Below are 18,794 nucleotides of genomic sequence, written 5' to 3'. Positions count from 1 at the left end.
TTTCCTGACGCCCGCTCGCTTACGCTGTGAAACATGTTCACCGTTAAGCGAGGGAAACCATGTCTGGCTGGTTAAATCAACTGCAATCCCTGTTAGGGCAGAAAACATCGTCTGGCGAGCGGGACCTCAGCAAACTGCTGGTACCCGGAGCGCTCGGCGGGCTTGCAGGCCTGCTGGTCGCGAATAAATCCTCACGCAAGCTGCTGGCAAAGTATGGTACAGGCGCGCTGCTGGCCGGCGGCGGCGCCATCGCGGGCACCGTGCTGTGGAATAAATACAAGGACAGAATACGGACCGCGCACAGCGATGAACCGCATTACGGCGAGCACACCTCGCCGCTGGATCTGCGTACCGAACGGCTCATTCTTGCGCTGGTTTTTGCCGCGAAAAGCGACGGGCATATTGACGATAAGGAACGAGCGGCGATCGAGCAGCAGCTGCGCGAAGCCGGCGTTGAAGAGAAGGGAAGAGTGCTGGTGGCGCAGGCGATAGAACAGCCGCTCGAGCCGCAGCGTCTTGCCCAAAGTGTGAAAAATGAGGAAGAGGCGCTGGAGCTCTATTTCCTCAGCTGCGCAGCCATCGATATCGATCATTTTATGGAGCGGAGCTACCTTAACGCCCTGGGCGATGCGTTAAAGATCCCTCAGGACGTGCGCGAGGGCATTGAGCGGGATATCCGGGAGCAAAAACAGGCGTTACAGGGATAGTCGTCGCCGTCGCGACGCTGTTTCGCTTGCATCATGCGTGGGTTTTGCCAACCTTATAGGGTGTAAATCTTAAAAGAATGATGACATGCCACCGAAAGCCCGACGTACTCCTTATGCGATCACCACGCATGGCGATACGCGTATAGACAACTATTACTGGCTGCGGGACGATTCTCGCTCCCGGCCAGAGGTACTCGACTACCTGCACGAGGAAAACGACTATGGCCGCAAGGTCATGTCCAGCCAGCAGACGCTTCAGGACCAGCTCCTGAATGAAATGGTGCAGTGTATTCCTCAGCGCGATATCTCCGCGCCCTGGACCAAAAATGGCTATCGCTATCGCCATATTTACGAGCCCGGCAATGAGTATCCCATCTACCAGCGTCAGTCGGTGTTAAGCGCCGAATGGGATGAGTGGGATATTCTGCTGGATGCCAACCAGCGCGCCGCCCACAGCGAGTTTTATACCCTGGGCGGCATGTCCATTTCCCCTGACAACGCGGTGATGGCGCTGGCGGAGGATTATCTCTCCCGCCGCCAGTACGGCCTGCGGTTTCGCAATCTGGAGACCGGCAACTGGTATCCGGAAATGCTGGAAAACGTCTCCCCGGATTTTGTCTGGGCGAATGATTCCGAGACGGTTTACTACGTTAAAAAGCACGTGTCGACGCTGCTGCCTTACCAGGTGTGGCGACATACCGTGGGAACAGACTCCGCTGACGACGAGCTGGTTTATGAAGAGAAAGACGAAACGTTTTATGTCAGCCTGCATAAAACCTCCTCACGCCACTATGTGATTATCTTCCTTGCCAGCGCGACGACGTCGGAAGTCCTGCTGCTGGATGCCGAACTGCCGGACGCCCAGCCGCTCTGTTTCCTGCCGCGCCGCAAGGATCACGAGTACAGCCTGGATCACTTCCAGCACAGCTTTTATTTGCGCTCCAATCGCGAGGGCAAAAACTTTGGTCTCTATAAAACCAAAGTCCGCGATGAGCGCAAGTGGGAGGTGCTTATCCCCGCGCGGGATCAGGTAATGCTGGAAGGGTTCACCCTGTTTACCGACTGGCTGGTGGTGGAAGAGCGTCAGCGCGGGCTGACCAGTATCCGGCAAATCAACCGTAAAACCCGGGAAGTGGTGGGGATTGCGTTTGATGACCCGGCCTACGTGACGTGGATTGGATTCAACCCTGAACCCGAATCGTCGCGGTTGCGCTACGGCTACTCCTCCATGACCACGCCGGACACCCTGTTTGAGCTGGATATGGATACCGGGCAGCGCCAGGTGATTAAACAGACCGAGGTAAAAGGGTTTGAGTCCGAAAACTACCGCAGCGAGCACCTGTGGGTCACCGCCCGTGATGGCGTGGAGGTGCCGGTCTCTCTTGTTTACCATCGGGCTCATTTCCAGAAAGGCAAAAACCCGATTCTGGTGTACGGCTACGGCTCGTATGGCTCAAGCATGGACGCCGATTTCAGCAGCAGCCGGCTAAGCCTGCTCGATCGCGGTTTTGTTTTCGCCATCGCCCATATTCGCGGCGGCGGTGAGCTGGGCCAGCACTGGTATGAAGACGGGAAATTCCTGAAGAAGAAAAACACCTTCAATGACTACCTCGACGTCTGCGATGCGCTGATTGAGCAGGGATACGGCGATCCGCAGCTCTGCTTTGGGATGGGGGGCAGCGCGGGCGGCATGCTGATGGGGGCGGCAATCAACCAGCGTCCCGACCGTTTTAAGGGGATTGTCGCGCAGGTTCCCTTTGTCGATGTGGTCACGACCATGCTCGATGAATCCATTCCCCTTACTACCGGGGAATTTGAGGAGTGGGGGAATCCGCAGGATGAGATGTACTACCGCTATATGAAAGAGTACAGCCCGTACGATAACGTGGAGGCGAAAGCCTACCCGCATATGCTGGTCACCACCGGTTTGCATGATTCTCAGGTGCAATACTGGGAGCCGGCAAAATGGGTGGCAAAACTGCGTGAGCTGAAAACCGATGACAATCTGCTGCTGCTGTGTACCGATATGGATTCCGGACACGGAGGGAAATCGGGGCGATTTAAATCGTACGAAGGGGTTGCGCTGGAATATGCCTTTTTAATAGGCCTGGCGCAGGACACGCTGCCAGGCCGTGCGGAGCGTTAAGCGTCGCCCAGATAATGTTTTAGTGTTAAGCGCAGCTCCGGGCTCATTCTGTCGAGGTTGTTATACAGCCAGCGCAAATAGCCCGGGTCTTTATCCGCCACCTCGGACACCGGCTTCCCGCGATATTTACCAAAGGTAAACGTGGTCAGCAGCGCGGGACGTCCGGTGATCGTCGCCATGTCATCCGGCGTCCAGCCAGAGATATTCATAATATCAATCAGCAACGCGGCGGTGATATAGCAGTCATACAGGGCGCGGTGATGGTGAAGCCCCTCAGGGGTACGAACGCTGAGCTTGCGGGACTTGTACAGCGCCATGTTGCTGTATTTAATCCCAGGCCACAAACGACGCGCCAACTTCATGGTGCAAATCCATTCCCCCGGCATTTCAGGCAACACCCGGCGGTCAAAGCTGGCGTTATGCGCGACGTACCACGGGCTACCGTAGTAGTGCGGAATAATCTCTTCGATCCACGGCTTATCCGCCACCATCGATTCGGTAATGCGATGGATAGCCATCGCCTGAGGGCTGATGGGGCGATCGGGACGCACCAGATGGCTCATTGGGTTGACGATTTTACCATCAACCACGTCGACAGAGGCCACTTCCACTATTCCGCCCTGAAGATCGCAAGTTTCGGTATCGATGACGCGCAGCATTGAAAACTCCTGAGCTTAAAACGCCTAGCCTAAAGGAATGATATCGCCTTGCCAACCCTCTCCGCCGAGCGTGCCGGTCACCAGAAGCTCGCCCTTATCCGCGCGCACGATCAGCTGGCCTTTTTCATCCCACAGCGCGCTACCGCCGCAGGCGTTCGCCATCAGCACTGCAATGGCATATTTATGCGCGAAGCGCTGCAGGTTACTGATGGACTGCCGCCAGCGATGATCCCCCACCGACTGGCAGCTGGTAACAAGCGTTGCCCGGGGATCGAGATTGGGCGAATCGGGATATGCATCAAGGATGGTAAGGTGTTTATCCCCCGGCACGAGGCTGGCACCACGCCCTTGCGGATAGCGCAAAATGCGATGGCGAGCGGGCGATAACAGCACAAGGCCTTTCTGGCGCTGGCCATTCTGCTCCAGGGGGAGCCCGGCAATAACGGTGATCTGGTGTTGATGCGCCGCGTTGAGCAGCGGCTCCAGCTGCGCGTCATCGGGCGGGGGAGGTAACGTCGGCGAGCCAGAGCCCGTTAATGAGAGTTCAGGGAAAACCAGCAGATCGCACCGCTGCCGTGCTGCTTCGGCGATGAAGCGAAGGTGGTGCGTAACATGGTCATCTACAGTCTGATGCAGCCCGCCATACTGGGCTGCCGCTATATTCCAATGTGACATCGTGACTTCCTTATACACTGAGTCGCAGAGATTTAAGAATACACCTAAAATAATCAGGGTTTTCTTATCCTGCCAGATTCCGCGTAAGGAAATGTAACGACTCGTTAAGCTTATTTAACTTTAGGCTCGTACGGTAAACGGGAGAGGTTGACCGAGGCGAGGCGGTGGGCGATGAGTCTTTCGCGAAACCAGTCGCGCAGATGGGCGGGCTGTTCCCGTTCCACGACTTCAGCCACGACGGGCATGTTGTAACGCTCTTTGAACGCGACGCCAGCGGCAGCGAGATCGACATTCACTTTATCCATCTCGTCCTGCGGAAGGGCGGCCAGATTGATCTTCATTACCTTCTCCTTTTTATGCGGCGGCAACGTTACCGCGATTGCACGACGATGACAAGCGGAGGCAGGATGATCCTCGACTCGTTTATTATACAGCGTTATTCTTTAGCATACAGACATAACAAAAAGGAATGATAGGATGGGTTTCTCCGCTTCCCGCGCGGTCTGCGCACTGGTTTTTGTGGCCTCGACAATGATGACGCCTTCCGTGCTGGCACATGCACATCTTAAACAGCAGATCCCGGCAGCAGACAGCGTCGTGACCGCACCGCAGGCACTTACGCTGAATTTTTCAGAAGGTATCGAACCTGGATTTAGCGGTGTAGTGGTAACGGATGCGCAAAAGCAGGTCATCAAAACGGGAACCGCTACGCGCGACGAAAAGAACAAGGCTCAACTCACCGTTCCGCTGGAACAAACGCTGGCGTCAGGGACTTACCAGGTGGACTGGCATGTGGTCTCCGTGGACGGCCATAAAACCAAAGGCAGCTATCACTTTAGCGTGAAATAGCATGCTGGCGCTGTGTTATATCGGGCTACGCTTTATCCATTTCGGAGCGCTGATGCTGGTGTTTGGCAATGCGCTTTACAGCGTCTGGTTTGCGCCTTCCTCTCTCCACCGTCTGCTGTCCCGGCGATTCCAGTCGCAGCAGAAAGTGGCGGCCTTAGTGAGCCTTGCGGCAGCGGTCCTGATGTTTATGCTGCAGGGCGGATTGATGGGCAACGGCTGGGGAGATGTGTTTGCGCCACAGATCTGGTTCAGCGTGATGGGAACCCGGTTTGGCGGCGTCTGGCTGTGGCAAATAATCCTCGCTGCGCTGACGGTTAGTGCCGCATGGCTCGCGCCGCTGAAAGGTTCGCGCCTGCTGCTGCTCGCAATGGGACAGCTTATCCTGCTGGCTGGGGTAGGGCACGCAGCGATGAACGACGGTCCGATGGGGGCGCTGCAGCGTCTTAATTATGCTTTTCACCTGATCTGTGCCGCCACCTGGCTTGGCGGATTACTGCCCCTGCTGTTCTGCATGCGTCTGGCGAAAGGGCGCTGGCAGAATGCCGCCATCTTTACCATGATGCGTTTCTCGCGCGTGGGGCATTACGCCGTTGCGGGCGTGCTGCTCTCCGGGGTGATAAATGCGCTCATGATACTGGGCCTCGATATTCCCTGGCAGGCTGGCTACGTGCGGTTTTTGTTGTTCAAATGTGCGCTGGTGGCGTTGATGGTGGTAATTGCGCTGGCAAATCGGTATTTTCTGGTGCCACGGTTTCGTCCGGAGAGCGGGCGAGCAAAGCAGATTTTTATCAGGATGACACAGGCAGAAGTGGTGCTGGGAGCGCTGGTGCTGGCAACGGTCAGTCTGTTCGCCACCTGGGAACCCTTCTGACAAGGTTGAATATCATATGAAAAAGACAGTACTTTCTCTCTTATTGCTGGCCTGTACGGGGAGCGCGCTTGCCGCACCGCAGGTTATCACCGTGAGTCGTTTTGAAGTAGGTAAGGACAAATGGGCGTTCAATCGCGAAGAGGTGATGCTGACCTGCCGTCCAGGTCATGCGCTGTATGCCATCAATCCGAGCACGCTGGTGCAATACCCGCTGAATGATACCGCAGAGCAGCAGGTAGCCAGCGGCAAGAGCAGCGGCCAGCCGATTAGTATTATTCAAATCGATGACCCGTCGCATCCGGGACAAAAAATGAGTCTGGCACCGTTTATCGAGCGCGCCGACAAGCTCTGCTAACGTTCGGGTTTCCAATAAAAAACCGCAGATGCTGACGAAAGCACTGCGGTTTTTCACTTTTAATGATGCTCTGGCGCTTTTTTTCCGGCCGCTTTTGCTGTGGACTGGAAAACCTGGCGTCGTCATCTATTCTTAAAAGGCAAGGCGACTTAGCCTGCATTAATGCCAACTTTTAGCGCACGGCTCTCTCCCAAGAGCCATTTCCCTGGACCGAATACAGGAATCGTATTCGGTCTCTTTTTATCTGTATGTTTTTCAAAGCGTTGTTCGGTGTTGACTCTAAATCACCCGAAACTTTCTCGAACATTCCATATCCTGTCTAAACCATAACATACTCAGGACCGCGTGCGTCCAGGGTTTTTTGGGATCTTTGTTAAAATTTTGTGGCCGAGCGACCGCTGAGCAAACGCCCTCTGGCGAGCAAAAGGGCAGCCCTAAGTTAAATAATGAACGCGCTGAATTTGTCTTTGTGGCGGACAATGTACTCCGGGAAGTTTTCAACCGTTAGCTCTTGCTTGATTAACGTCCTGTCCCGCCCCCAGATATCTTCCGCATTTTTAATGACCTTCATGATGTGTTCCGGGTTGTTAAACTCAGGAAGATCGTATTCAGTATGGGATATGGTCGACATTTTTTCTGAGATGCGCTCGGGTGTCATTACCCACGAGAAGTGCCAGCCACCATTGTCAATAATGCTGTTGTTAATCTTGAACCAGTTCCACTTTAGCCAGGACCAGTTTTTAACGCTTCGGGTGCGTTTAAGATTCCTGAATGATTCAGGTTCGCCGCCAAAGAAACTAACGAGATTTTTATATTGTGTGGCTCGCGGTAATTTACATTTTCTTGGTGTGTTGTCAGTATTAAAAACCTGCAGGTTAAACTGATAATTATAGAAATTCTGATAAATAGTGGTGCAGAGCTTTTTGGGATTTATCGATGCTACCACCTGTGGTGAAAATATCTCATCGACATCGGAAACTAAAATCAAATCATCATCGTTGGCATGCGTCAAACCCTGCATGATGGCATTCCTCTGCGCGGCTTCATTTGCCCACGCATCCACCACCATTCCCTCTGGCAGACCCGGAATCACCTCCCGAGCCGGGTGTGATTCTTCAGCGGCTTTCGTAATCGGTTCTTTATCATGAACAACGTAGATAATTTTATCTTTAAACTGGCTGTATTTATTAATGTCAAAATGCAGCGGCCTCTTTTTACCGGTAAAGGTATGGGTTGACTCAACGATAACGAAGCGATCGACAACGTCCGCGAGCGTGTTCAGCCTGATTTCGAGAAGCATATCTTCATCGTAATATAAGAAGCAGTCATAGATCATTACCGAAGTCCCTCATTTTTGCGCCCGCATTGCGCTTTTCCCAACGCATTCGCCGGTTTCATTTCGCGCAATGCTAACTGAGCGCCCTCGCCCTGTGCAATAGTGGGCTGCTTTATCATTCTTTTTTAAACGGAATGCATCCGCTATGCAGTGAGCGAAGACGCCAGCCAGGCTTAAAAGTGGGACTTAACGGATGCCTCTATTTCATCGAGCAGTTCAAAGCGACGGCGGTATTCGGCGCGTTTTTTACTGGCAATTTCTTCAAGAGATTTACGCTCCATTTGCAGCGGCAGTTGCCAGCAGAAGCTTGAAAGTTTTTTAGCGTCCAGAGACGCCCAAAATTCATCGTAGCTGGCGTGGAAATGGCGGCCTTTGCTCAGGCGATATCGCAACGCGCGGAAAACGTGCCCCTCGTCGCTGACGGCAAAAATCGCCCGGACAGATGACTGTGCAGCCAGCTGAAAAAGAACTTCCATTAACACGCGCTTAGGGAACAGGCCGTGACAGGCGCGGGTGGCCTGTTTAATGACGTCTCGCGATACGCAGCGACGAGGTCCCTGAAGCCCGCCAATGACCATGACTTGCTGACCGTTACTGCGCGCGACGCTAAAGGTCAGGCTGGCCAGCAGCGTATCTTCGTTGTCGCGTAGCCACAGCGTGCTTTCGCCTTCGCGCTCGGCTTTCCCCGCAGAGGAGGCATTGACCGTATAGGTAGCACCGTCTTTGGCATGGAACTGCACAACGGTTTGCTCCTGCGGGCTGCTCAGGGCCTGAGCGAGACCGCTCTCTCTCAGGCTATCAATCCAGTAGTAATGGTTGACGATAGCGTCGGCGCGATCGTTAGCCGTCAGGCCGCGCATCAGATACTGTCGGTGGGTCTTGCTGGGCAACGTAATTTGAGAGGCCAGCAGCCTGTCGAAATCGTCGCGACCCGAAAGGGCTTCCAGCATGCGATGGGTAGAAGACCAGAACAGAAGCGAGCGTAAAAGGAATTTCAGGCGATATTCGCGTTTACGCCAGATTGGACCCGGCACGCGTTTGCCGTTCACCAGCTCGGAAATAATGTTTGTGCGATGCGGATAGAAAACATCGTTATGCAGGTGCGTATTAGACACGTGAAGACCCCTCTTTTTTTATACCCTTATTCTAAAGAGCCAATAAAAAGGGATTAATAGCGTGAGGATCTTTATTTCTGTTTGGTTTACCGTTTGTTTCACTTCGTGACGACCGCGCCGGTCTGTCGCCTTTTCTGCGGCGGCTATACTGTTTAAAGGAGGTTCTATGTATCAGCGAATTGAAGGTGGGATGTGGCGTCACGTCTGGGTTGTCAGCGATATACACGGTTGTTACCAGTGGCTTATGGATGAGCTTAAACGCCGTCACTTTAACCCGTATGAGGATTTACTTATTTCGGTCGGGGATGTGATCGATCGTGGCCCTGATAGCGTTAAATGCCTGCAGTTAATTCATGAAAAATGGTTTCGTGCCGTGCGGGGAAACCATGAGCAAATGGCTCTCGACAGTCTGGATAATAACGATTTTTCACTCTGGACGATGAATGGCGGAATATGGTTTTCGCATCTTGAACGCGACCAGCAACAGCTGGCCCTGTCGTTGCTCGACGCCTGTCGCGATTTACCGCATATCATCGAGATAACCTGTGCGAACGGTCTGAATGTGATTGCCCATGCGGATTATCCGGCCGCGGAATACCGATGGCAAAAACCGGTTAGCGCCCAGCGCGTCTTATGGAACCGCGACAGGTTGATGGGATTTATGGTGGGCAAAGGGGAGGGCATCAGCGGCGCGGATCATTTCTGGTTTGGGCATACGCCCCTCGACAGAAGATATGATTTTAATAATCTTCACTACATTGATACGGGTGCTGTTTTCGACGGTTACTTCACGCTGGCGCAGCTGCAGTAATAAATAACCCGCCTTCGGGCGGGTTCTCTTTAGGTCAGGCAAGACGCATGACCCAGGCATCGGTTTTACTATCGTAATGCTCACGGTAAAGGACAGAATGTTCGCCATCAAGTATTGCCGGGACGCTGGTGTCTGCATCCCATGCATCGAGCTGCATGCACAAATCCGGGTCGGATTTGCAGGGAATACTTAACGTTCGATCGCCTTGTGCTTCGCCGCGCAGCTCTGCGTCGTCGATCTCAAAAGCGCCAATACGCACGCTGGTTTTCGTCATAGTGCTCTCCGGGTCGGTTGTCAAAATCTGGTATGACCAGTGCGATCACCCATTTTTGATCGTAGACAAGGAGAGCAAAATCGCCAGTAAAAAAATGCGCTTTTTTTCAGGCTGTGCGATCGTTACCGGTAAACAGACGGCCGTCCCGAACCAGCTCGCGCGGATAGCTGTTTTTCAGCCTTGAGCCGACCTTTTTTGCCAGCCCCAGCGGATATCCCTGATACGTCACTATCACTTCATCGCCTGATGGCGTGCTGTCCGGATAGACATCGCGACCACGGTACCACTCTTCGGCTTCCTGATGCGTCAGGGCAAAGGTATTCTCGCCTCCGGCAAGGGCGATAACGGCCTCATGCTGCCAGCGATACCCTTTATTATGCACTTCCGCCAGGCGGATCCCGATTCGCGAAAAACGGACCTTTCCGATAAGCGGCTCGATCTGTGCCGGGAACAGCCATATCTCTTTATCACGCATCCAGGGGTGCAGGCTCTCATCCCAGACCAGCCCAACCTTTTTGGCGGCGGCTTCAAGCTGTGCTGCATCGCGACCTTTAAGAGGGGAAAACGGGAAGTTGCCGACCTTGAATTTAGGTGCGGGCAGGGGAGCAACCGCCTGCGTTTTACGCAAACGCGCCACAAAAAAACCTTCGCAGTCGTAAATCTGCGGGAACACGTGAAGGAAACCCTCCGGCGTGACCGCCTCCTGTGCCGAGGCGAACAGGCCGTTAAGCGGCAGGAACTCAACTGCCTCCGGGTAGTTCGCTTTCAGCCACAGGCAGACGTCTTCGTTTTCATCGCGGTTTAAGGTGCACGTGGAATAGACCAGCGTGCCGCCTGGGCGCAGGGCATGGAATGCGCTCTCGATCAGCTCGCGCTGCGTGGCGGCGATCTCAAGGTTGCTCTCAACTGACCAGTTCTTTAACGCGTCGGGATCTTTACGCACCACCCCTTCGCCGGAGCAGGGAGCGTCCAGCAGAATGGCATCGAAGGCTTCCGGTAAGGCGGCGCCAAACACGCGTCCGTCGAAGTGCGTCAGGGCAACATTATGAATACCGCAGCGGCTGATGTTGGCATGCAGCACCTTCACGCGGCTGGCGGAAAACTCGTTGGCGAGGATCGCCCCGTGGTTACCCATTCGGGCGGCAATTTGCGTGGTTTTTGAGCCAGGAGCGGCGGCAACATCCATCACGCGTTCAGGCGCATTGCCATCGGCAAACAGGGCGGCCACCGGCAGCATCGAGCTGGCTTCCTGAATATAGAACAGACCGCTCAGATGTTCAGCGGTACTGCCCAGCGGCAGCGAGGCTTCGTCATCGCGTTCGATCCAGAACCCCTCGGCGCACCACGGGACCGGCGTAAGCTGCCAGCCGTACGGCGAGACCAGCGCCAGAAAATCCTCGACGCTGATTTTCAGCGTGTTGACGCGAATACTTCGGCGTAACGGACGCTGGCAGGCGGCGATAAAATCATCTAACGACAGTTGAGAAGGAAGCGCCTCGCGCATCTGCGCCAGGAATTGTTCAGGAAGAAATACGGAGTTTTGAGCCACGGGCACACCACAGGGAAAAGTTCAGGTGCGCAGTGTAACATAAAGGCTCCGGTGCGTTGACACCGGAGCCTTTCAGATTAACGCGGCAGGGCGGTTCCCCATTCGCGCCATTCTTTCGGTTCGCTTTCGAGCAGCAGGAAGTGTTTACCCGGCTGCGCTTTCGGCGCCAGCGGCGTGCCCGGCGGCGTGGCAAACGCGATACCGCCGCGAATGAACTGGTTGAAGGTGCCGGTTTTCACCACGCCTCCCGTCAGGCCAAAGTCCAGCGAATAGCCTGATGCCAGCCAGAATACCGAGTTATTACGGACCAGGTGCTGGTAGCGTTCGCTGATGCGTAACGCCACCATTACGCGGTCGGAGAGCGTACCGAGCGTCAGGCCCGTGACCGTACCCACTTCAATGCCGCGGAACAGAACCGGGGTGCCGATGCTCAGCGAGCCCGCTTCCGGCACTTCCACCACGATGCTCAGGCCGCCAAGGTAGCGCGAGTCGGTGATTGTGGCTTCCTGAAGCTCGAAATCACGACGGGCATTACCCTGGCCCGGCTCAACGTTGATGTACGGCTGCAAAATGGTGTCGAGATGCTCAACGCCCGCGGCCGAGATCTGCGGCGTCACCACCGAGAAGCGCGAACCCGTGCGGGCGAAGGTCTGCACATATTCCGGGTACAGCACGGCGGTGGCCTGCACCTCGTTGCGCGAGGTAATCAGCGTCAGCTTCTGGATTTGTCCAATATCAATGCCCAGATAGCGGATTGGCATGCCTTCCGCCAGCTTACCGGCATCAAACGCGTGCAGGGTAATCTGTCCACCCACGGCGCGTGCGGCGGTTTCGGACGGGAAGAGAATACGCTTATCGCCTTTGCGCAGATTCGCGCCCGCGCCGCTGAGGTTATCGAAGCTTATCGCCCCGCGCAGCGCGCGTGAGAGCGGGGAGGCCTGCACGGTCAGCCCGTTACCGTTAAGCTGAACTTTCGCGCCGCCTTCGGCCCAGAAGACGCTGTTTGGCGTCAGCAGCTTGCGGTACTCCGGCTTGATATGCAGTTCGATATCAAACGCGTCCGCACGCGGGCGAACGGCGATCACTTCCCCAACTTCAAACTTGCGATACAGCACCACGGATCCTGCCTGTACGTCCGGCAGCGTCTCGGCGCTTAATGTCAGCGTGGTGGTAGGGAGATCGCTCAGGCTGTTTTCAACCGCTTTCTCCAGGTTGGCATACAGCGGATAGCTGTCGCGAACGGGGCCTTTATCACCGGGCAGAATGCGGATGCCGCCGTTAACCCATTCGCTGGCGCTGGCGCCGAGGAATTCCACGCCGTCCAGTCCCACCTTCACATCGACGCGACTGTTCACCACGAATTTGCTGTCACCGTGCACCAGGTCGCTGTACTGCGGATCGATGGCGACCGAGAAGGTCACGCCATTCGCGGAGAGCTTGCGCTCCAGCACCTGACCGACCTGCACGCCGTGTAAAATTAACGGCTGGCCGGCTTCGATTCCGTAACTTTCTGGCGCATTCAGCGTGACGGTCACTACGCCCGGCTTTTGCAGCAGGGATTTATCCGCCGGGGCAATCACGAAGCTATTGCTGGGCTCACCTTCACCGGGGATGAGCTCAAACGTATTGCCGGTCAACAGCGTGCTGAGGCTGGCATCGTTCAGGGAGAGCTTTGGACTGCGCATTTCGATACGCGTTTTCTCGCGCAGGAGGTCGACCACGCTCGGATCGACAGTCATTTCTCCTGTGACCGAGCCGCCCGGGTTGAGCGTCATTTTGGTGAGCTGACCAACCTGCAACCCCTGATACATCAGCGGCGTTGAACCGGCTTTTAGCCCCTTAGCATCGGGCAGGGCGAGTTTGACGATCACGCCGCGCTGGCTGTGCGCCAGGTCAGCGTACAATCCAAATGAGTCATCCGCGGTGGCAGGGCTTGAGTTTTCCGGGGAGTCAAAGGCAATGGCTCCATTCACCAGCGCGGCCAGACTCTCCAGCTTCACTTTCGCACCGCTCAGGCTGAGGTCCGCATCCACGCCGGAGACGTTCCAGAAGCGGCTGCCTTTTTTCACCAGATTGGTGAAGCGACGCTCGATCAGCACGTCGATGGTGACGCCCTGTTTATTCGGGTTGATCGCGTAATCGTACACGCGGCCAACCGGGATTTTGCGGAAGTAGACCAGCGAACCGCTGTTCAGAGAACCGAGATCCGGCGCCTGCAGATGGATCATTAAATCGCCGTTGTTGAGGCGGTACTTGGGCTGTGTATCCAGGGCAACAAAGTGATCCTGCGGCTCTCCTTTACCCGGCATCATGCCGATATAGTTACCGCCCACGAGCGCATCCAGCCCTGACACGCCGGCCAGAGACGCTTTTGGCGTGACCAGCCAGAACTGCGTTTCGCTGCGCAGGGCATCCTGCATGTCAGATTTAATACTGACCCGCACCTGAATCTTGTTCAGCCCTTTTCCAAGGGAGATGTCCTGAACCGTACCCACTTCAACCCCCTGGAAGCGAACGGGCGTTCGCCCGGCGACGATGCCGTCGGCGGTCTGGAAATCAATGGTGACGGTACTCCCGCGATCTTCATAGCTCGTCCAGATCAGCCAGCCTGCAATCATCAGGGCGATGACGGGCAGCAACCAGAATGGCGAAATGCGGCGTTTTGTTTTAATTCTCGCTTCAGTCGGCGAAGCGGGGGTTTCCTGACTCATGTGCATCCCAAAGTAAGCGGCTATCCAGCCATTCCACAGCAAGAATAGTCAATATCACCGCAGAGCCGAAATAAAAAGCCGCGGGTCCCATTGTAAAAGCAAGTAGCTGGTCGCGATTGATGAGCGACATCATCAGCGAAATCACGAACAGATCTAACATTGACCAGCGGCCAATCCAGGTGACGAACCGCAGCAGCAGAATGCGGGTCCGTAAGCCTTGTTCACACTTAAAGTGAATGCTGATGAGCAGGGTAAACATCACCACCACTTTGGTAAAGGGAACCAGGATACTGGCAATAAAGACGATCGCCGCCACCCCGACGTTGCTGTGCGCAAGGGAGATAATCCCGGAGAGGATAGTATCCTCCTGACGCCCGCCATTCACGTAAATGATGGAAATCGGCAGCATATTGGCTGGGATCAGAAACACCAGGGAGGCGATCAGCGCGGCCCAGCATTTTTGCAGGCTGTTGTTGCGCCGCAGTCTCAACGGAATGTGACACCGCGGGCAGCGCCCACGCGCGTCGGGCAAGCCGGTATAGTGGCATCCCAGACAGACGCGCAGATTTTCATCAGGACGCGTGGCGGGGCGCTGAGGATAAAATCGCTCCCAGAGCTGTTCAACGTTCAGGTGGATCAGCGTCAGGATGCTCAGCAATACCAGGCTGATGAAAGCAAAGAGTCCGATGCCGGGCTGCAAAAAGGCGTAGTCCTGTACCTTTATCGACGCAACGCCCACGCCCACCAGATAAATATCCAGCATCACCCACTCTTTGAGCTTATCCAGCATCAGCAGCACCGGGCGAAGGTTCATGCCGAGAATATTGCCAAACCACAGATAGGCAATGGCGGCGACCAGCACCAGCGGCGCACCAACGGTGCAGAACAGCACCATGGCAGCGGTGATGGGATCGCCCTGACGGGTCATCTGCCAGATACCCTGCAGCACGTTGGCGTCAATGCGTACGCCAAGCAGGTAGAGTTTCAGCAGCGGTTCGCTCCAGGCGAAGGGCATCAGCAGCAGCATGGTGACGGCCATGGCGGCGAGGCGGGTGAGCGACCAGTCGCGGCCATCGCGAATTTTGGCGTCGCAGCGGGGACAAAAGGCACTTTGGTGCGATTTCATCTTCGGCAACATAAAAAGCGTATCGCACTGGGGGCAACGCTGATAATGTGCACGTGGCAAAGCTTCGCTCACCGTATGGACAGTTATCTTTCTTGTCGGCGTAATTTTGGTTGTTTTTAAGGCCATCAGCTGCGCACAAATAAGTATTGTTGAAAGTTATAATAACTCATGAACGGATTCATCTTGAGCATGAGCGCATTTAATGCTTATTTTAATAGGCTATGCGGTAAATTTGTAAGACAACTAAGTGATTGAATAATGAACAAAACAGAATTCTACGCGGATCTGAACCGCGATTTTAAGGCATTGATGGCGGGTGAGACCAGCTTCTTAGCCACTCTGGCAAATACTAGCGCATTGCTGTTTGAACGTCTCTCTGACGTGAACTGGGCCGGCTTTTACCTCCTGGAAGGTGAGACGCTGGTGCTCGGCCCGTTCCAGGGCAAACTGGCCTGCGTGCGTATTCCGGTAGGGCGTGGCGTATGCGGCACGGCGGTGGCCGAAAATCAGGTCCAGCGTGTGGAAGACGTTCATGCGTTTGACGGGCACATTGCCTGTGATGCCGCCAGTAATTCTGAAATCGTTCTGCCGCTGGTAGTCAAAAATCAGATTATTGGCGTTCTGGATATCGACAGTACGGTCTTCAGTCGCTTTACAACCGAGGACGAACAGGGGCTGCGCGAGCTGGTGGCGAATCTGGAAAACGTACTCGATGCAACCGATTATCAAAAATTCTTTGCGAGCGTCGCAGGATAATCAACGGATAACGTAGCATTTACTGATAGCGTCATTATAATGACGCCTGTTCATGCCTGCGCTTGTTGGCAACGTCCGTTGTAATCAGGAAATTTCATGGAAAATCAACCTAAGTTGAATAGCAGTAAAGAAGTTATCGCATTTCTGGCCGAGCGTTTCCCGCAGTGCTTCAGCGCGGAAGGTGAAGCTCGTCCCCTGAAAGTCGGTATTTTTCAGGATCTGGTGGCGCGTGTTGAAGGGGAAATGAACCTCAGCAAAACTCAGCTGCGTTCCGCCTTACGTCTTTATACTTCGAGCTGGCGCTACCTGTACGGTATCAAACCTGGCGCGACCCGCGTGGATCTCGACGGCAACCCGTGTGGTGAGCTGGACGAGCAGCACGTTGAGCACGCGCGCAAGCAGCTTGAAGAAGCCAAAGCACGCGTTCAGGCACAACGTGCAGAACAGCAGGCGAAAAAACGCGAAGCCGCAGCGGCAAACGGCCAGGAAGAAGCGCCTCGTCGTGAGCGTAAACCACGCCCTGCGCCGCGCCGTCACGATAATAACGATCGCAAACCGCGTGCAGACAAACCAGCAGCAAAAGCCCCGCGTGCCCCTCGTGAAGAGCCGCGCCATACGCCGGTTTCTGACATTAACGCCCTGAGCGTAGGTCAGGCACTGAAGGTAAAAGCGGGTAACAATGCTATGGACGCCACCGTACTGGAAATCACCAAAGATGGCGTTCGTGTACAGCTGACTTCTGGTATGTCAATGATTGTACGCGCAGAACACTTGTTGTTCTGAAACGGAGGCCAAGCCTGGCATGAACACTTTTTTTAAGCTCACCGCGCTGGCGGGCCTGTTTGCCATAACAGGTCACGCTTTTGCAGTGGACGATATTACGCGTGTTGATCAAATTCCGGTTCTCAAGGAAGAGACGCAGCACGCGACGGTGAGCGAGCGCGTGACCTCACGTTTTACCCGCTCGCACTATCGTCAGTTCGATCTCGATCAGGCCTTTTCGGCCAAAATCTTTGACCGCTATCTGAACTTGCTGGATTACAGCCATAACGTTTTGCTCGCCAGCGATGTCGAGCAGTTCGCTAAGCGCAAATCCGAGGTGGGTGACGAGTTGCGTTCAGGCAAGCTGGATCTGTTCTACGATCTCTACAACCTGTCGCAAAAGCGCCGCTTTGAACGCTATCAGTACGCGCTGAAAGTGCTGGAACGTCCGATGGACTTTACCGGTACTGACACTTTTAATCTGGATCGCAGTAAAGCACCCTGGCCGAAAGATGAAGCCGAGTTGAATGCGCTGTGGGACGGTAAAGTTAAATACGACGAACTGAGTCTTAAGCTGACCGGCAAAGACGAAAAAGAGATCCGTGACACGCTGACGCGTCGTTACAAATTTGCCATTCGTCGTCTGGCGCAGACCAACAGTGAGGATGTTTTCTCACTCGCAATGACCGCCTTTGCGCACGAAATCGATCCGCACACCAACTATCTCTCTCCACGCAACACCGAGCAGTTCAATACTGAGATGAGCCTGTCTCTGGAAGGTATCGGCGCGGTGCTGCAGATGGACGATGATTACACGGTGATCAATTCCATGGTCGCGGGTGGCCCGGCATCCAAAAGCAAAGCGATTAGCGTAGGCGATCGCATTGTGGGTGTAGGACAAACAGGCCAGAACATGGTCGACGTGATCGGCTGGCGTCTCGATGACGTGGTTGCTTTGATCAAAGGTCCGAAAGGCAGCAAGGTTCGTCTGGAAATTCTGCCTGCCGGTAAAGGCACCAAAACCCGTATCGTTACCCTGACCCGCGAGCGTATCCGTCTGGAAGACCGCGCGGTGAAAATGTCGGTGAAAACCGTGGGTAAAGAGAAGGTAGGTGTTCTGGATATTCCTGGCTTCTACGTGGGGCTGACTGACGATGTGAAGGTTCAGCTGCAGAAGCTTGAAAAGCAGAACGTCAGCAGCATTATCATCGACCTGCGCAGTAACGGCGGCGGGGCGCTGACTGAAGCGGTTTCCCTCTCCGGTCTGTTCATTCCATCTGGTCCTGTGGTTCAGGTGCGCGATAACAACGGTAAAGTGCGTGAAGATGCCGACAACGACGGTGTGGTCTACTACAAAGGCCCGCTGGTGGTCCTGGTTGACCGCTTCAGTGCTTCCGCGTCTGAAATCTTTGCCGCTGCAATGCAGGACTATGGCCGCGCGCTGATCGTCGGTGAGCCAACCTTCGGGAAAGGCACCGTTCAGCAGTATCGCTCTCTGAATCGTATTTACGATCAGATGCTGCGTCCGGAATGGCCTGCGCTGGGCTCGGTTCAGTACACCATTCAGAAATTCTACCGCGTGAACGGCGGCAGTACGCAGCGTAAGGGCGTAACGCCGGACATCATGATGCCGACAGGCACGGAAGAGACGGAAACCGGCGAGAAGTTTGAAGATAACGCCTTGCCGTGGGACAGCATCAATGCCGCGACCTACGTGAAAGCGGGTGATATGACGCAATTTGGCCCAGAACTGCTGAAAGCGCATAACGACCGCATCGCGAAAGATCCGGAGTTCCAGTACATCATGAAGGACATTGCACGATTCAATGCCCTGAAAGATAAGCGGAATATCGTTTCTCTGAACTACGCACAGCGTGAGAAAGAGAACAACGAAGACGATGCAACCCGCCTGGCGCGTATCAACGATCGCTTCAAGCGCGAAGGCAAGCCTCTGCTCAAGAAACTGGACGATCTGCCAAAAGATTACCAGGAGCCGGATCCGTATCTGGACGAGACGGTGCATATCGCTCTCGACCTGGCGAATCAGGAAAAAGAGAAACCAGCCGTACAGCCCGCTCCGGCAAAATAACCT

Annotated in this window: 18 protein-coding genes; 9 read left to right on the top strand and 9 right to left on the bottom strand. The window is 54.9% G+C overall.

The genetic code is table 11. The features are described from left to right. Window positions 1-59 precede the first annotated feature (59 nt). Both NI40_RS13600 and ptrB read left to right on the top strand, forming a co-directional pair. Window positions 60-707 carry a tellurite resistance TerB family protein gene (locus NI40_RS13600; protein WP_039263650.1) on the top strand — a complete coding sequence of 216 codons (648 nt, stop codon included), beginning with the start codon at window positions 60-62 and terminating at the stop codon, window positions 705-707. 85 nt (window positions 708-792) lie between these two features. Continuing rightward, entirely contained in the window at window positions 793-2,853 is a 2,061-nt protein-coding gene (gene ptrB, locus NI40_RS13595; protein ID WP_039263649.1) for an oligopeptidase B, read from the top strand. On the opposite strand, the gene exoX is transcribed toward ptrB, so the two are convergent. The 3 genes from exoX to NI40_RS13580 form a co-directional block, all read right to left on the bottom strand. Next, entirely contained in the window at window positions 2,850-3,512 is a 663-nt protein-coding gene (gene exoX / locus NI40_RS13590; protein WP_010432611.1) for an exodeoxyribonuclease X, read from the bottom strand. The two genes, ptrB and exoX, sit on opposite strands and share 4 nt — an antisense overlap. A 24-nt stretch (window positions 3,513-3,536) precedes the next feature. After that, window positions 3,537-4,187: a carbon-nitrogen hydrolase family protein gene (locus NI40_RS13585; protein WP_039263648.1), complete on the bottom strand. Its 651-nt coding sequence runs from the start codon at window positions 4,185-4,187 to the stop codon at window positions 3,537-3,539. 110 nt (window positions 4,188-4,297) lie between these two features. Beyond that, window positions 4,298-4,528: a DNA polymerase III subunit theta gene (locus NI40_RS13580; protein WP_008500465.1), complete on the bottom strand. Its 231-nt coding sequence runs from the start codon at window positions 4,526-4,528 to the stop codon at window positions 4,298-4,300. Window positions 4,529-4,664: 136 nt separating this feature from the next. On the opposite strand from NI40_RS13580, the gene yobA reads away from it, so the two are divergent. The 3 genes from yobA to NI40_RS13565 are packed head-to-tail and all read left to right on the top strand — an operon-like array spanning window position 4,665 to window position 6,262. Continuing rightward, a complete protein-coding gene (gene yobA, locus NI40_RS13575; RefSeq protein ID WP_033145842.1) occupies window positions 4,665-5,036 on the top strand; it encodes a CopC domain-containing protein YobA in 372 nt (123 codons plus the stop codon). Window position 5,037: 1 nt separating this feature from the next. Further along, window positions 5,038-5,907, top strand: a complete 870-nt coding sequence (copD, locus tag NI40_RS13570) for a copper homeostasis membrane protein CopD (RefSeq protein ID WP_039263647.1) — start codon at window positions 5,038-5,040, stop codon at window positions 5,905-5,907. Window positions 5,908-5,923: 16 nt separating this feature from the next. Next, window positions 5,924-6,262 carry a YebY family protein gene (locus NI40_RS13565; protein WP_039263646.1) on the top strand — a complete coding sequence of 113 codons (339 nt, stop codon included), beginning with the start codon at window positions 5,924-5,926 and terminating at the stop codon, window positions 6,260-6,262. Window positions 6,263-6,701: 439 nt separating this feature from the next. Here the strand turns inward: NI40_RS13565 and NI40_RS13560 are convergent, their stop codons facing one another. Next, window positions 6,702-7,598 carry a benzoate transporter gene (locus NI40_RS13560; RefSeq protein ID WP_039263645.1) on the bottom strand — a complete coding sequence of 299 codons (897 nt, stop codon included), beginning with the start codon at window positions 7,596-7,598 and terminating at the stop codon, window positions 6,702-6,704. 173 nt (window positions 7,599-7,771) lie between these two features. Next, on the bottom strand, window positions 7,772-8,713 hold the full coding sequence (locus tag NI40_RS13555; protein WP_039263644.1) for a VirK/YbjX family protein: 942 nt from the start codon (window positions 8,711-8,713) through the stop codon (window positions 7,772-7,774). Between the two features lie 166 nt (window positions 8,714-8,879). On the opposite strand from NI40_RS13555, the gene pphA reads away from it, so the two are divergent. After that, window positions 8,880-9,524 (top strand): protein-serine/threonine phosphatase, encoded by a 645-nt coding sequence (gene pphA / locus NI40_RS13550; RefSeq protein ID WP_033145837.1) that lies wholly within the window; start codon window positions 8,880-8,882, stop codon window positions 9,522-9,524. 34 nt (window positions 9,525-9,558) lie between these two features. On the opposite strand, the gene NI40_RS13545 is transcribed toward pphA, so the two are convergent. The 4 genes from NI40_RS13545 to yebS all read right to left on the bottom strand — a co-directional run bounded on the left by NI40_RS13545 (window position 9,559) and on the right by yebS (window position 15,310). Beyond that, complete coding sequence (locus NI40_RS13545; RefSeq protein ID WP_008500472.1) at window positions 9,559-9,798, bottom strand: YebV family protein; 240 nt, start codon at window positions 9,796-9,798, stop codon at window positions 9,559-9,561. A gap of 106 nt (window positions 9,799-9,904) precedes the next feature. After that, window positions 9,905-11,347 (bottom strand): 16S rRNA (cytosine(1407)-C(5))-methyltransferase RsmF, encoded by a 1,443-nt coding sequence (rsmF, locus tag NI40_RS13540; RefSeq protein ID WP_039263643.1) that lies wholly within the window; start codon window positions 11,345-11,347, stop codon window positions 9,905-9,907. Window positions 11,348-11,424: 77 nt separating this feature from the next. Further along, on the bottom strand, window positions 11,425-14,058 hold the full coding sequence (locus NI40_RS13535) for a PqiB family protein (protein ID WP_039263642.1): 2,634 nt from the start codon (window positions 14,056-14,058) through the stop codon (window positions 11,425-11,427). After that, entirely contained in the window at window positions 14,027-15,310 is a 1,284-nt protein-coding gene (yebS, locus tag NI40_RS13530) for a membrane integrity lipid transport subunit YebS (protein WP_023312213.1), read from the bottom strand. The genes NI40_RS13535 and yebS overlap by 32 nt, the downstream gene beginning before the upstream one ends. Window positions 15,311-15,442: 132 nt before the next feature. Here yebS and NI40_RS13525 point away from each other — a divergent pair, with 132 nt between their 5' ends. The 3 genes from NI40_RS13525 to prc all read left to right on the top strand — a co-directional run bounded on the left by NI40_RS13525 (window position 15,443) and on the right by prc (window position 18,791). Beyond that, window positions 15,443-15,940 (top strand): GAF domain-containing protein, encoded by a 498-nt coding sequence (locus tag NI40_RS13525; RefSeq protein WP_033145834.1) that lies wholly within the window; start codon window positions 15,443-15,445, stop codon window positions 15,938-15,940. Window positions 15,941-16,036: 96 nt separating this feature from the next. Beyond that, on the top strand, window positions 16,037-16,723 hold the full coding sequence (gene proQ, locus NI40_RS13520) for an RNA chaperone ProQ (RefSeq protein WP_014884292.1): 687 nt from the start codon (window positions 16,037-16,039) through the stop codon (window positions 16,721-16,723). Between the two features lie 19 nt (window positions 16,724-16,742). After that, window positions 16,743-18,791 carry a carboxy terminal-processing peptidase gene (gene prc / locus NI40_RS13515; protein ID WP_029741991.1) on the top strand — a complete coding sequence of 683 codons (2,049 nt, stop codon included), beginning with the start codon at window positions 16,743-16,745 and terminating at the stop codon, window positions 18,789-18,791. Window positions 18,792-18,794: the final 3 nt, after the last annotated feature.

The organism is Enterobacter sp. E20, from assembly GCF_000801755.2.
GTDB classification, from domain to species: Bacteria; Pseudomonadota; Gammaproteobacteria; order Enterobacterales; family Enterobacteriaceae; genus Enterobacter; species Enterobacter asburiae_B.
The sequence above is the reverse complement of the archived record's forward strand: the minus strand, read 5'-3'. Positions and strand labels throughout refer to the sequence as shown.

Coding starts and splice junctions, on each gene's coding strand:
- NI40_RS13600 (WP_039263650.1), top strand. CDS start 60: ATGTCTGGCTGGTTAAATCAACTGCAATCCCTGTTAGGGCAGAAAACA.
- NI40_RS13545 (WP_008500472.1), bottom strand. CDS start 9,798: ATGACGAAAACCAGCGTGCGTATTGGCGCTTTTGAGATCGACGACGCA.
- NI40_RS13560 (WP_039263645.1), bottom strand. CDS start 7,598: ATGATCTATGACTGCTTCTTATATTACGATGAAGATATGCTTCTCGAA.
- prc (WP_029741991.1), top strand. CDS start 16,743: ATGAACACTTTTTTTAAGCTCACCGCGCTGGCGGGCCTGTTTGCCATA.
- ptrB (WP_039263649.1), top strand. CDS start 793: ATGCCACCGAAAGCCCGACGTACTCCTTATGCGATCACCACGCATGGC.
- NI40_RS13565 (WP_039263646.1), top strand. CDS start 5,924: ATGAAAAAGACAGTACTTTCTCTCTTATTGCTGGCCTGTACGGGGAGC.
- NI40_RS13585 (WP_039263648.1), bottom strand. CDS start 4,187: ATGTCACATTGGAATATAGCGGCAGCCCAGTATGGCGGGCTGCATCAG.
- proQ (WP_014884292.1), top strand. CDS start 16,037: ATGGAAAATCAACCTAAGTTGAATAGCAGTAAAGAAGTTATCGCATTT.
- yobA (WP_033145842.1), top strand. CDS start 4,665: ATGGGTTTCTCCGCTTCCCGCGCGGTCTGCGCACTGGTTTTTGTGGCC.
- NI40_RS13525 (WP_033145834.1), top strand. CDS start 15,443: ATGAACAAAACAGAATTCTACGCGGATCTGAACCGCGATTTTAAGGCA.
- NI40_RS13535 (WP_039263642.1), bottom strand. CDS start 14,058: ATGAGTCAGGAAACCCCCGCTTCGCCGACTGAAGCGAGAATTAAAACA.
- yebS (WP_023312213.1), bottom strand. CDS start 15,310: ATGGCCTTAAAAACAACCAAAATTACGCCGACAAGAAAGATAACTGTC.
- copD (WP_039263647.1), top strand. CDS start 5,038: ATGCTGGCGCTGTGTTATATCGGGCTACGCTTTATCCATTTCGGAGCG.
- NI40_RS13580 (WP_008500465.1), bottom strand. CDS start 4,528: ATGAAGATCAATCTGGCCGCCCTTCCGCAGGACGAGATGGATAAAGTG.
- pphA (WP_033145837.1), top strand. CDS start 8,880: ATGTATCAGCGAATTGAAGGTGGGATGTGGCGTCACGTCTGGGTTGTC.
- exoX (WP_010432611.1), bottom strand. CDS start 3,512: ATGCTGCGCGTCATCGATACCGAAACTTGCGATCTTCAGGGCGGAATA.